Here is a 13,725-nt window from a genome sequence, read left to right as displayed (position 1 = left end):
ACAGGACCGCCGCCAGGGCCCCGGCCGGCGTGAGTCCTGCCCCTCTGTCCGTTTCGTTTCCGGAAACACCCGCCCCGATCATGCCGTCGACCGATATCGTTAAACTCCTCGATTGTTCTTGAACTGTGGCAGGACCCGGTCTGGACGATTTGATCGTTGCAGTTGGTGAAAGCTTTGATTCGAAACGACGTTTTCGATGCGACGGCCGCAAGACCCGGCGGCCGATGGGCAATCCCCCGCCGAAGCCGCGCGCGGCGAAGGCACATTCTCGCCCAGAAGAAATACTCGGGTTGTCTCATTTCGGCCCAATGGTAGGAATATCTCAACCCTCAGGGGTAACAGTCCTTGCTGGGCCGAATACGGGCAAAGTTCTTCGGAAGGGCGTGTGCTGCACATGACAGAGGACTCTGGGGAGTCCGCCTGCTTGGCAGAACTGCGCACGACCGATCCTGTCTGTAGCTCGGTCCGACATCGTAACCGGTGACCATTGACGCGACAGGGGAGTCTCGATCCGCGTGCCACTCGCGCGGGGTGTGGAGACGTTTGCGCCAGTGGTCGGCAAACCAGAGAGGCAGACGACCTTATGACGGTATTCTCAGTATCTACCGCGGCTGCACTAAAGACCGCGCTGTCCACTGCCAAGGGTGGCGACACGATCAAGCTGGCGAGCGGTAACTACGGTTCCGTTGCCCTCACGAACCTCAAATACGCATCCGACGTCACCATCACGTCGGCCGACGGCAACCAGGGTGCAAAATTCACCACCCTCGCCATCTCGGGCTCTTCGAACCTGCGCATCGACGGCGTGACGGTGAACTCCGCAAGCAACTCGGGCACCTCGGTGGTCTCGATCACCAACAGCACCAACATCGACTTCGTGAACTCCGACGTCAGTGGCAAGGTCGACAAGGTCTATCCGATCACCGGTCCGACCCACGGCATCTATGTCACGGGCACCAGTTCGGGCATCGTGGTGCAGAACAACGACGTCCACGACGTGCTGAACGGGTTGACCTTCTTCGGCACCAAGAACCTTACGGTGTCCGGCAATACGGTCGACTACATCGGCTCGGACGCCTTCAAGTTCTCGGGCGTGAACACGGCCCTGATCGAGAACAACGTCGGTCCGCGCTACATCTACTCGACCTCGGACGCGCATGAAGACTTCATGCAGTTCCAGGGCGGGGCCTCCTCGAATGTGGTGATCCGGGGCAACGTGTTCCTGCCGGAAAACAACTTCGGGGTGCAGGGCATCTTTGTCGCGGGCGACGGCGGCCACTCGAACATCACCATCGAGAAGAACGTCGTCAACATCGGCATGCTGAACGGCATCTACGTGTCCGAAGGCAGCACCGGCGTGAAGATCAGCTACAACACGGTCCTGAATGCGCTGAGCGATGCCCGCGCCACCGCGATCATCGCCCCGGGCGCCTCGGTCAGCAACAACGTCACCGCCGGCAAGACCGGCGGGGTGAACGGCACCAACGTCGTGCTGCAGCACACCAACCCCGATGCGCCCTACCACTACGAAGACCTGTTCCAGGGCTATTTCAGGGACAAGGGCTCGATTTCCCTGGCGGACCTGAAGCCCGTGGCCGGCAGCCTTGCCGCGACCAAGGGTGCCTACACGACGGTGTCGACCATGCTGAGCGGGACCACGACCACGACCACGACCACGACCACAACCCCGACGCCGACCCCGGTAGCGGAGACCACCCCCGATCCTGTGTCCTCCGGCGATGCCGATGCTCCGACGGCGGTCTATGCGCGGACCGGCGATACCGAGTTCAACGGCAATCAGGCAAGCGTCGTCACGGTGGCGAATTCCTCGAAGTTCGCGCTTACCGAAGGCACCATCGCGTTCAGCTTCGATGCCGATACCGTGGCGGGCACGCGGGCGATCATGTCGAAGGATGCCATCGACTATACGGGCGGCGGCAACCACTTCGCGGTCTGGATCGACAAAGGCCAACTCGTCGTTCGCTTCCAGGACGAGGACAGCAGCACCTCGCTGACTCTGGGCGGCATCAAGGCCAACACCGAATACGACGTCATGGCCACGTTCGACGAAGACAACGTCTCGCTCTATGTCAACGACAAGCTGGTCGGCACCAGGGACTTTACCATGGACTGGACGGCGAACAGCCAGAAGCTGATGCTGGGCGGGTTCGCCTGGAACACCACGCAGGTGTTCGACGGCACGATCTCGGACGTGCACATCTATGACGAAGCGATGACTCCGGCGGACTACGACTTTTTCGCCTGAGCCGGCAAGACGACCTGGCAGTGGGCGGCACCGGCAGCGGCGCCGCCCATTGTGGTTGCGAAGGATGCGTCCGCAGTCGCAGCGAAGATCGACACCCAATCCGTCCGCGCTGCTGCCGGCCCGCGCTGGCAACTGGCAATTTGCGGAATCCTCTGCTAAGAGAAACCCGCTTCGGCTGGCCCGCGCCTTGTGGTCGCCGATGCGCCAGAGCCGGTCCGGTTTCCGCGGTCGGGCCTTCGGGCCGGGCATCTGCGGTCTTCCTGGCCGAGCAGCAGCAGAACCGAAAGGCGAATGCTCAGGATGATCAGCGATGCCCGCAGCCTTCCCGACGGCGAGACGCTGGACGCGGACCTTTGCATCATCGGCGGCGGAGCGGCCGGGATCAGCCTTGCGCTTGAGATGGGCCGCACCAGGCAGCGTGTCCTGCTGCTGGAAAGCGGTGGGCTTGAGTTCGAAGCGGAAACCCAGGCGCTGTATGACGGCGAAAGTGTCGGGCGCGACTACTACGCCTTGGATGCGACCCGGTTGCGGTTCCTTGGCGGAACCACGAATCACTGGGGTGGCATGTGCACCCGCCTGAACCCGATTGATTTCGAGCCGCGGCCCTGGGTCTCGCACAGCGGATGGCCGATCGGATTGCCCGATCTGGAGCCGCATTTCGAACGGGCGCACGCGCTTTGCCAGCTTGGCCCGGTCGACTATGACGGCGACGGATGGGCCGCGCGCCAGGGACGACCGCAGTTGCAGCCTCATCTGCAGCGGCTGGTCAGCCGCAGCGCCCAGTTCAGCCCGCCCACCCGCTTTGGCGAGGTCTATCGCGACTCGCTGGACCAGTCCGCGACGGTGCATGTCCTGCTGCATGCCACAGTCAGCGAACTGCTGCAGGACGATGCCGGGAAATCCCTGAACCGGGTTGCCGTCCGGACCCTGGCGGGAAACACCTTCACCGTCACGGCGCGCACCTATGTCCTGGCCTGCGGTGCAATCGAGAATGCGCGCATCCTGCTGTTGTCGAACCGGCAGGAACCGGCGGGCGTGGGAAACCGTCATGATCTGGTCGGGCGCCATTTCATGGAGCATCTCTCGGTCTGGCCCGGCTGGCTGGTGCCAAGCGGCAAGGTCGCGCTGCAGCCGTTCTTCGAAATCCGCAGTGCCGGGGCCTTTGACGTTGCCGGCTACCTGGCGCTGTCCGCGGCGACGCAGCGACAAGAGCAGATCCTGAACCTCTCGTTCTTCCTGGAGCCACGCGACAAGGTGCATTTTCCGCAGCCGAAGGGTGTGCGGTCGGCGCATCGTCTGCTTCAGGACATCAAGCAAGGCACCTTGCCGGACGGCTTTCTCGGGCATGTCAGCAATGTGGTGAGCGACCTCGACCGCATTGGCGCCAGGGCCTATGAAAAGCTCTCCGGCGCAGAGGAGTCCACCAGCCTGCCAGACGTGGCGCTGATGGCGGGAATCTCGATGGAGCAAGCCCCGAACCCGGAAAGCCGAGTGACCCTGTCACGGGACCGCGACGCGCTGGGTCTTAACCGCGTCAGGCTGGATTGGCGGCTGACCGAACTGGACCGGCGGAGCTGGCAGAGGGGGATGGAGATCTTCGGGGCCGACATGGCGGCCGGCGGCCTGGGGCGGTTGTGGATGGAAGACCCGGACACGGCGGATGGCTGGCCCGAGGAAACCTATGGCCATCACCATCACATGGGCACGACGCGCATGCATGATGATGCCCAAGAGGGGGTCGTGGATCGGAACTGCCGTGTGCATGGGCTGGAAAACCTTTACATCGCCGGCAGCTCGGTCTTTCCGACCGGAGGGTATTCCTGGCCGACGCTCAACCTTGTTGCGCTGGCGCTTCGCCTGGCGCAGCACCTGACCGAGAAGTTGCAATGACGACGGTTGACCGACTGCGGCGATGCCTGGTGGCCGGAGCGGCTGCGCTGCTGGCAGTCCGGCCGCTGGCCCCGGCCTTGGCCCGGGCCCCGGGCGACGAATCCCTGTCCATCCAGGTGCTTGCCCTGTTCTCGGCCCCGCAGGATGCGATCGCGGCCGGGCGGGCATATCTTGCGCAATTTCCTGCGGAAGCCGACCGGCCGCATCTGCTTGCCAACGTGTTCGGCCCGTTGCCGCCGCAGTGGTCCGGCGCAGACGCGGCAGACCCAAGCGCAGGCATCGCGGCCTGGCTGGCGCGCCGGATCGCCGAGGACCTGGACCGTGCGGATGTCGTCTTCGTGCGGGGCTGGATGCTGTCGCGGACCGAGGCGCGGTTGTGTGCGATTGCCAGTCTGGCCTGAGCGTCCGCGGCTATCGGGCTGGCCTGGCCTGGCCGACCGACCGGTGGGCAAGCAAGCCGCCAAGGGCGTAGCCCACCGGAATGAACCACAGGCGCAGGAAGACAGTCACGAACTCGTTCGGCGGGCTGATCACGTGCAGGCCAAGCAGGATCAGCGTGAATATGACCGGCGGGATCACGAAGCAGACCCCCGGCCAAGGGGTCAACCGGCCAAGAGCCCAGCGCAGGCCGAAGCCCAGGGCACACCAGAAACCAAGCATCAGCACGGGCGCCGCCGCCTGCAAGGCGCTGTCGGGATACAGACGGGCGATCTGCTTCAGGCCAAGCGCCTGCACGACGAAGCCCAGAGCATTGACGAGCAGCGCGCCGCCCGTCAGCGACACAAACCGGATGATCGGGAACAGCCGTCGCATGGTGGTCCTTCCCTCGGCCCTGCTGCCGGCCGCAAGGTCATGCGGCCTGGCTGTCCGGTGCTAGTAGCGTGACGGCGTGGCGGCCTTTCCGGTCCGGAGCAATCCTTCCAGCACGGTCTGGTCGTAGGTCTTTGCCACGTCCACAATGAAGAACAACTCGTTGCTGCGGACGGCCCGGCGGTAATAGGAGACGTCCTGACCATAGATGTCCCGCTGCAGGTTATGCAGAGCGAGCTTCAGAGCGCCCTTGAAGAACCGCACCTCGGTGGCGGGGCGCAGGTCATGCATCGCCTCAAGCGCCAGCAGCTTGTCGTTCTGCTTGGCCTTCGACAGCGGATGGGACAGGATCGAATCGAAATACAGCGTGGGGTCGGAATTCGCCGGCAGGGTCATCGGTCCGCCGATCTCGCCATAGGGGTAGAACTCGCTGTCCGTCAGATGGTTGGTGTACAGGAACAGGGCCCCGTCCCGCAGCCCCGAAGCGTGGATCGCCTCGAGCAGGGCGACCGTCGTCAGCTGATGGTCGGGGTGGCTGTCGAGCAGCGGATAGGGTGTGACGATGATGTCGGGCCGGACTTCCGCCAGGATGTACGACAGATTTGCGACCAGCGAGTCCCAGCTTGAGGTGCCGGTCAGCCCGTTGGCCAGCCCCGGCAGGTTCAGCCGCCGAAAGGTGCCGATGTCGGCGGTCTTGATATAGGCGGCTTCGACCGGCGTCGCCTTGTCCTGAAACATCTTGGGCAGGGTGCCGTCGAAGAAGCCAAGGTTCACGGCCCGTTCGGGCGGAACGCCACCCATGAGCGGCACGGTGATGCTGTCCCAGGTCCGCAACTGCCCCTTCTTGATGAAATGCTCTTGTCGGTCCGGGTAGATGTCCTTGTAGGTATGGCCTCCGGCATCACCGGCGGTGATGGTCACGATATATGCCCCGGGGACATCGCTATACAGCGCAAAGGCCGCAATCTCGGCATCGTCGGGGTGCGACGCAAGCACCAGAACCGTCTTGTCACCAAGGTCGAGCGCGGGAAACCGGATCAGCGCGACCTTTTCCGAGGTCACTGTCAGGTTCCGGCCTTCGATCCGGATCTGCTGGCCATAGGCGCCGGGCAAAAGCGAGCTGATGTTCACGTAGCGCTTGCCTTGCGCCCCGTGTTCGATGGCTTCGGTCACCACGGCATCGCCGGCCGACACACGCAGTTCGGGTTGCAGATAGCGCCCCAGGACCGTGGCGCTGACCTCAAGTTCAAGGAAGGCCGCCCCTACCGGTCCCTGCGCCTGTGGCAACAGGACAAGGCCGGCCTCACTGTCCAGAATCGTCGTCTCGGCCGCCGACCGAGTGAAATCGTAGGCGTGGTCGGCCGTCACGTCGTAGGCATAGATGGATCGGCGCTTGTCCAGGATATGCGCGCCGATCAGGGCTGCCGCAACCCCGAGAACCGCGACAAACAGGACCAGGACGGCAACAGCTTTCTTCAATCTCATCCCCGCACAAATCTGGCTTCCATCATGACAAGCGCGCAGGCCGCTGCCTAGCCGGATTTGCCGGTGCCGCCGGATCGAACGCAGCGTCGCCGCCAGCCTCCAGAAGGCTGGAAACAAGACCCTCTCTCAGATAGTCTTCGCCGGATCGGTCGCGGACGCAGGATGGATTGGCAGGTTCTTGGCACACGCCGCTCTCGATTCGCCCGTGCGGCCGGGAACCGAGAAGGAATTGAGATCTGCAGCAGTTTTAAAGCAGCACATTTTGACAGAGTTCGAGAAGGAACAGACATACTTTGCGTATCGCCATCGTAAGCCAATACGGCGACCGGGTGAGACCACCCCGGATGAACTCTGTTGGCATCTGCTCACGCTTTCTGGCCAAGGCCTTGGCGGCGCGCTGCTCGGTCCGGGTCTACGGAGTGTCGGACAGCAACGCGGCGCAGGAGATCACCGAAGCGGACGGAGTCCAGTACAGGTTGTTCGAGAAGACCGAGTTTGACCTGCGCGCCGCCCGGTTCTTCACCAGGACTCGCCGCTTTCACAAGTATCTCAACGGCGGTCTTGGCATCCCGGCCTGGAGTTCGCCCCTGATCGGGGGGCGCTATGCGGCCATGGTCGCCCGCGATCTGGCGCGCGATCCGGTGGATGCCGTGCTGGTGCAGCATTCCGCCACGCCAATTGCGGCAATTCGCAAGGCACTGCCGGATACCCCGCTGGTGCTGCACCTGCATGCCGCACTATCCCCGCAGGCGTTGTCGCGCAGCTACCTCCGGAAGCTTGGCATGGCGGATGCGATCAGTGGGGTCAGCGGGTTCGTGGCCGAGCACACCGGCCGGCTGCTTGGCCGCAAAGCCCATGTCATTCGCAATGGCTGCGATCTGGGGGCCATTGCACAGAGCGACTTGCCCACGACCCGGCACCGCGACACGACCTTCATCTATGCCGGCGCGGTTTCGCCGGAAAAGGGGGTCCACGTTCTTGTCGACGCCTTCAACATGGTCAGCGCGCAGCGCCCGGACGTCAGTCTTCAGATTGTCGGGCCGATCGGATCGCGCACCTTCTCGGATGTCTATCCGCAAAAGGACGACCCGTTCCTGGCCTCGGTCGAACCGCTGTTCAAAAGCGACTACGGGGCGCATCTCAGGGACCGGATCGCGCCGCACGCCCGCGCGCGCGTGGTCTTCCGCGGCTTCATGCCCTGGGCAAACCTTCTTTCCGAGATTGCCGGAGCCCGGGTGTTCGTCTTTCCCTCGATCTGCGACGAGGGGTTCGGCCTGCCCCCGATTGAGGCGATGGCGCTTGGCACGGTGCCGATCGTCTCGGCCGGCGGGGGTCTGCCAGAAGCGGTGACGAATGGCGTGTGCGGATTCGTGGTCGAAAAGGGCAGCGCCACGGCGCTTGCCGAAGCGATGCTGAAGCTGAACGACGACCCGTCCCTGTGGGAAAGGATGTCGGCGGCAAGTCGTGCCCGGGCGGCGTCCGATTTCACCTGGGATCGCGCGGCAGAGGATTTTCTGACCGCGCTGAAGACGCCAGACCGGCCCGGTTGCTGATCGGCCGGGCCCGGCGTCACCGCACGATCTGATTCGCCACCACCTCGGCAATGGCCAGGGATGCGGTCAGCCCCGGGCTTTCGATCCCGAACAGGTTGACCAGCCCCGGCACGCCATGCCTGTCCGGGCCGTCGATGCGGAAGTCGGCCGCCGCTTCGCCGGGGCCCGAGAGCTTGGGCCGGATGCCGCAATAGGTGGCCTCAAGCGCGCCCGGCGGCAGCGCCGGCCAGTACTTGCGGACTTCGGTCTCGAAATGCCCCTGCCGGTCGTTGTTCACCCGGTAGTCGATGCTGTCGATCCAGTCCACATCGGGGCCGAAGCGCATGGCCCCGGCCAGGTCCAGGGTCAGATGCACGCCCAGGCCGCCCGGTTCCGGGACCGGATATACCAGATGCGAGAAGGCCGACCGTCCCGGCAGACTGAAATAGGTGCCGCGGGCAAAGCGCGTGGCCGGAACCCGGTCCGGTGCCAGCCCGTCGATCCGCCCCGCAAGGTCCGAGGCCCAGAGACCGGCGGAATTGACCAGGTGCCGTGCCGCCAGGGTGAACCGCGCACCGGTGACGGTGTCTTCGGTTTCCAGCACGAAACCCGCGCCGCTGACGCGCGCGGCCACCAGCGCGGTGTTGAGGCTGAGCATCGCCCCCGACGCTTCGGCCTGGCCCAGAAGCGACCGCATGAAGCCCTGGCTGTCGACGATGCCGGTGACCGGCGAAAGCAGCGCCGCGGTGCAGGCAAGTGCGGGCTCCATTCGCTGCGCCTCTGCGGCGTCCAGCAGGCGCAGGTCGGTCACCCCGCATTGCAGGGCGCGGGACCGGATCTCGTTCAGCACGGCAGTCTGGTCCGGCGCGGTGGCGACGATCAGCTTGCCGCAGCGGCGGTGCGGCACGGCGTGTTCGGTCAGGTGGGCATACAGCAGGTCGCGCCCGCGCCGGCAAAGCTGCGCCTTCAGGCTGCCGGGAGGATAGTAGATGCCGGCGTGGATGACCTCGGAATTGCGCGCACTGGTTTCGGTGCCGAAGGCGGGCGCGCGTTCCAGGATCAGCGTGTCAAGGCCAAGCTTCGCCAGCCGCTGCGCAATCGCCAGCCCGACGACCCCCGCGCCGACGACGACGCAGTCGATGCGGTCCATCAGATCGCCCCTGTCACAAGGGTCATGGCACCGGCCCCGCGGCCATCCTGCGGTTGCCGATCTGGCCGATCCGGTCGAAGGCCCAGGTCGCGATCAGTCCGGTGACGACGCTGCCCGCAAGCACCACCGGAAGGAACAGCATCTGCGGCAGGCCCAGATGGGCCGCGACGACAATCACCAGCACATGCGCAAGATAGATGAACAGCGTCGCGCGCCCCACCCGGAACACCGCACGCGCCAACCAGGCGGGCAGGTGCAGCCCCTTGGTCCAGACCACCAGCAGCCCGCCGCCCAGCAGGAACACCACGACCGAGGGCGACAAAGCCCAGACCAGGGCGACCTGCAGCGCCAGCAGCGCCGAGACCGCCAGCTTGCGGCGCGCATTTCCGGCGAAGAACATCGTCCAGCCGGTCGCGATCACCAGCAGCGCCGGCACCGGGTGGCGGATGGCAAGCAGGCCCCATGTCTGAGAGCCTGGCAGCGCCAGCCAAAGCGCCATGAGTGCGGCCTGTGCAACCGCTCCGGCCACGAAGGGCACGCTGGCCACCTGCCGGCGCAGCGGAGTGATCGCAAACGCCAGCGCGATCAGGATCATGACCTGCGCGTAAAGGCAGACGAACCAGTAGGGCTGCAGGCCGGTGCCGGCCGAATCGATGAAGTTGCCCGCCAGCAGGAACCAGGCCGGGTCCACGGGCCGCCAGGCCAGCTGGACCAGGATCAGCACGGCGAAATAGCCGATCAGGATCGGTTGCAGCATCGTCCGCAGGAACGGCACGACCCGACCCGTGAACAGGTTGGCGCTTTGGAACCGGGCCAGCGAATAGCCGACCAGCAGCACCAGCAGGAAGACCCCGCCGCCCACCTTGAGGTCGGTGGCGTGCAGCACGATGACGCCGGTCAGCGCGGTCAGACGCAACAGCAGATCGCTGCGGACAAGGCTGCGCCCCCCGGCGGCCTGCGGCGCAAGACCCAGCAGCGCGCCAAGGGGCAGGTTCTCCCATCCCGGCGGGGCGGTGCCCAGCCGCCGTTCCAGACACAGCTGCACCTCCAGGTAGGACAGGCTGTCGCCGCCCTGTTCGGCAAACGTCCGGTCCCGGTCCAGCCTGTCGCTGCGCAGGGCCGTCTTCAGCACCTCGACCAGGTCCGCGGGCTCTTGCCGTTCGGGTGGCGGGACGGTTTCGGCCAGATCGCGCAGCCGGCGATAGTCCACCTTGCCGCTGGGCAGCAGAGGCACCTCGGCCAAGGGCAGCGTGGCGATGACATGCGCCGGCAGGGCATAGGCGCGCATCACCTCGTCCCGGGCGGCCTCGGGCGGGGTTTGCCCGGCCAGGCACAGCACCAGACGGTCGTCGCTGCCGGTGCAATAGACATCCAGGCCCTTGTCGCGCAGATGCGCCTCGACCTCGTCCAGGCTGATCCGCAGCCCGAACAGTTTCACAAACCGCTTCAGCCGGCCGACGATGCGGAAAAAGCCGTCGGCGGTGCGTTCGGCCATGTCGCCGGTGGCCAGCCGGGATGGCCCGGCCGGCGCGGCCAGGTCGGCGCGGGCTTCGGCATAGCCCAGCATCACGTTCGGGCCTTCATAGACCAGTTCCCCCGGCCGGCCCGGTTCGGTGACCGGGTTGCCAAGGTCATCCAGCAGGGTGAACCGCCCGCCCGGGATCGGCACGCCCATGCAGTCGGGATGCGTGGCCAGGGCCTCGGGCGGCATGTAGGCCATCCGCGGGGCGGCTTCGGTCTGGCCATACATGACGAAGAAGGTCCAGCCCTGCCGCCGCGACAGCGCGTCCATCCGCAGCACGGCCGTCTCGGCCAGCCGGCCGCCGGCCTGGGTCACCGTGTTGAGGCTGGGATGGTCCTGTTCCAGCCGGCCGGTCTTTTCCAGCAGGTCGATCTGGAACGGCACCAGCGCCAGCGACGTCGCCGCCTCGGCCGCAAAGAAGGCCCAGAAGCGGTCTTCCACCACCGAATCGTCGGTCAGCAGCAGACAGGCACCGGCCGACAGATGGCTGTTCAGAACGGCCATGCCATAGGAATAGTGGAACGGCAGGGCGGTGATCGCCCGGTCGTCCGGGCCGATGCCCAGGTATTCGACGATCGAGGCCGCATTGGCCCGCAGGTTGCCGTCCGACAGGCGAACCAGCTTGGGGGCGCCGGTGGTGCCGGATGTGGACAGCAGCACCCGCAGGTCGGGGTGCATCGCGGCCTGGTCGGTGGCCAGCACCCGGCCTTCCCATCCCGACGGCCCGGGGCGATACAGGTAGTTCGGCCGGAAGGCGCGCTCGATGCGGTCGTCCTGGGCGGCGGCGCCCTCGGCTGTCAGCACCACGGGCCAGCCCGCCCGCAAGGCGCCCAGGTAGGCCGCAACCGCTTCGGGGCGGTTCAGCGTCTCGATCAGGACCAGCGGCCGGTCCACCCCGGCCGGCAGGGCGGCGCGCACCTGGTCGCAAAAGCCGTCGGCCAGACCCGCCAGCGCGGCATAGGTCAGCCGCCGGCCATCGTCGCAGACCAGGGCGATGCGGTCACCGTGGCGAGAAAGATCCTTGAACATGCGCCCCGTCACCTGCCCATCAACCGGACCCCGCAAACCGCGGGCGGGTCGCAGGCCAAGGGTCTGCCCGGCGGCGGCCTTCGGTCGAACATGCGTCGGAACGTCAGCGGCGACAATCGTTCAAATCCAGCGAAATGCGCAAAAGGGGCCAGAGGTCCGTGCTCTCAATGTCCGAAGTGACGTAGCAAGCGCCCGCGCCCCTGTCACGGCCAAAGATGCCGGCGGCCCTGTCGCCCTGACCTTGCGCCTGGCGGCGCGGGCTGGCGGGCCGCCCCGCCCCGCAAAGGCCCTTGCGGGGCGGGACCTTGCCGTGGCACCTCTGATGTTCCGGCGCCTTGTGGCCGGACGTGTATGATGCCGGAAAGCGCCGCCGGGGGTCGATAAATAAACTGTTGATGCAAATGCGATATGCCTCACATCCGGCCGGGTGTAGGCTGCAGCGGCCGCGACCCTCGCGCCTTTGCGCGCGATCCTTGCCCTCTGGGCGGATGCGGCAAGGCCGTGGGACGGGGAAAGACATTTTTCGATGACGTTTCAGCCAGGATTGCAGCGGCCCCGGGCGCCCGCCGGGACTTGGACATGAAGGGATCAGCCATGATACATCCGGTCATTCTGTGCGGCGGTTCGGGCACCCGGCTCTGGCCCAGTTCGCGCCAGGCCTTCCCCAAGCAGTTCGTCGACCTGATCGGCCCGGAAAGCCTGTTCCAGGCCACCCTGCGGCGGCTGACCGGCCCCGATTTCACCGCGCCGCTGATCCTGACCAACGAAGAGTTCCGCTTTCTTGCCCGCGACCAGGCCGAGGCGATCGGGTTGATCGACGCCGAGATCGTGCTGGAACCGGTGGCGCGCGATACGGCGCCCGCCATCCTCAGCGCCGCGCTGATGCTGGAAGACACGCCCGAGGCGCTGATGCTGGTCTCTCCTTCGGACCATGTGATCCGCAACCCGAAGGCCTTTCTTGCGGCGATCCGGGCAGGGGCCGAGGCGGCCCGAGGTGGCGCGCTGGTGACCTTCGGAATCGTCCCTGACCGGCCCGAATCCGGCTACGGCTATCTGGAACTGGCCGGCCCCGCCAAGGCTGGCCAGCCGGTGCCGCTGGCAGGTTTTTCCGAAAAGCCCGATGCCGCCCGCGCGGCGCAGATGATCGCCTCGGGCAACGTGTTGTGGAACGCCGGGGTCTTCCTGTTCCGGGTGCAAGACATTCTTGCCGCCTTCCAGGCCCATGCCCCCGAACTGATTGCGCCCTGCCGCGCCGCCCGCGCGGCCGGCCAGCGCGACCTTGGCTTCTTCCGCCTTGATGCGCGGGAATACGGCGAGGCCCGGCCGATCTCGATCGACTATGCGGTGATGGAAAAGGCCGCCGGCATCGTCGCGGTGCCGGTCGATGCCGGCTGGTCCGACCTTGGCAGCTGGGAATCGCTGCGCGCCGTCTTGCCGGCCGATGACCACGGGGTTGTCGGAACCGGCAATGTGACCGCCATCGGCTGCGAGAACACGCTTCTGCGCTGCGAGGATGACAACATCCGCCTGGTGGGGCTGGGGCTGAAGAACATCGCCGCCATCGCGATGCGCGATGCGGTGCTGGTGGCCGACCTGTCGCAAGCCCAGCAGGTCAAGCAGGTGGTGGCGGAACTGAAGGCCGCAGGCGTGCCCCAGGCCGACAACTATCCGCGCTTTCACCGGCCCTGGGGCTGGTATGAGACGCTGTGCCTGGGCGACCGCTTCCAGGTCAAGCGGATCATGGTCAAGCCCGGCGGCGTGCTGTCGCTGCAAAGCCATGTGCACCGGTCGGAACACTGGATCGTGGTGGCCGGCACCGCCCGCGTCCGCGTCGGCGAAGAGGTGAAACTGCTGACCGAGAACCAGTCGGTCTATATCCCCCTGGGCGCGATCCACCGGATGGAGAACCCCGGCAAGGTGCCGATGTACCTGATCGAGGTGCAGACCGGCATCTATCTGGGCGAAGATGACATCCAGCGATACGAAGACGTCTACAACCGGGGCTGAACGTCGCGGACCGTCTGATCCGCGGCGCGTGAAG

General features: G+C 66.0%; 9 protein-coding genes. 5 read left to right on the top strand and 4 right to left on the bottom strand.

Going from position 1 to position 13,725, the window contains the following annotated elements; genetic code table 11:
* Positions 1-583 precede the first annotated feature (583 nt).
* The 3 genes from LHP98_RS18550 (at position 584) to LHP98_RS18540 (ending at position 4,557) form a co-directional block, all read left to right on the top strand.
* On the top strand, positions 584-2,266 hold the full coding sequence (locus LHP98_RS18550) for a LamG-like jellyroll fold domain-containing protein (protein WP_227254048.1): 1,683 nt from the start codon (positions 584-586) through the stop codon (positions 2,264-2,266).
* A 300-nt stretch (positions 2,267-2,566) separates the two neighbouring features.
* A complete protein-coding gene (locus tag LHP98_RS18545) occupies positions 2,567-4,156 on the top strand; it encodes an FAD-dependent oxidoreductase (protein ID WP_227254047.1) in 1,590 nt (529 codons plus the stop codon).
* Positions 4,153-4,557: a hypothetical protein gene (locus LHP98_RS18540; RefSeq protein ID WP_227254046.1), complete on the top strand. Its 405-nt coding sequence runs from the start codon at positions 4,153-4,155 to the stop codon at positions 4,555-4,557. The genes LHP98_RS18545 and LHP98_RS18540 overlap by 4 nt, the downstream gene beginning before the upstream one ends.
* 10 nt (positions 4,558-4,567) lie before the next feature.
* Here LHP98_RS18540 and LHP98_RS18535 read toward each other — a convergent pair whose 3' ends face one another.
* Entirely contained in the window at positions 4,568-4,969 is a 402-nt protein-coding gene (locus LHP98_RS18535; RefSeq protein ID WP_227254045.1) for a hypothetical protein, read from the bottom strand.
* Between the two features lie 60 nt (positions 4,970-5,029).
* Positions 5,030-6,445, bottom strand: a complete 1,416-nt coding sequence (locus LHP98_RS18530) for a PIG-L deacetylase family protein (protein ID WP_227254044.1) — start codon at positions 6,443-6,445, stop codon at positions 5,030-5,032.
* A 350-nt stretch (positions 6,446-6,795) separates the two neighbouring features.
* On the opposite strand from LHP98_RS18530, the gene LHP98_RS18525 reads away from it, so the two are divergent.
* Entirely contained in the window at positions 6,796-8,004 is a 1,209-nt protein-coding gene (locus tag LHP98_RS18525; RefSeq protein ID WP_227254043.1) for a glycosyltransferase family 4 protein, read from the top strand.
* A gap of 16 nt (positions 8,005-8,020) precedes the next feature.
* Here the strand turns inward: LHP98_RS18525 and LHP98_RS18520 are convergent, their stop codons facing one another.
* Both LHP98_RS18520 and LHP98_RS18515 read right to left on the bottom strand, forming a co-directional pair.
* Positions 8,021-9,133, bottom strand: a complete 1,113-nt coding sequence (locus LHP98_RS18520) for an NAD(P)/FAD-dependent oxidoreductase (RefSeq protein WP_227254042.1) — start codon at positions 9,131-9,133, stop codon at positions 8,021-8,023.
* Between the two features lie 22 nt (positions 9,134-9,155).
* Entirely contained in the window at positions 9,156-11,684 is a 2,529-nt protein-coding gene (locus LHP98_RS18515) for an AMP-binding protein (protein WP_227254041.1), read from the bottom strand.
* Positions 11,685-12,278: 594 nt separating this feature from the next.
* Between LHP98_RS18515 and LHP98_RS18510 the strand changes: the two genes are divergently transcribed.
* Entirely contained in the window at positions 12,279-13,691 is a 1,413-nt protein-coding gene (locus tag LHP98_RS18510; protein ID WP_227254040.1) for a mannose-1-phosphate guanylyltransferase/mannose-6-phosphate isomerase, read from the top strand.
* Positions 13,692-13,725: the final 34 nt, after the last annotated feature.

The organism is Rhodobacter sp. Har01 (genome assembly GCF_020564565.1).
Classification (GTDB): domain Bacteria; phylum Pseudomonadota; class Alphaproteobacteria; order Rhodobacterales; family Rhodobacteraceae; genus Pseudogemmobacter.
This window is presented reverse-complemented; position numbering and strand designations above follow the sequence as displayed.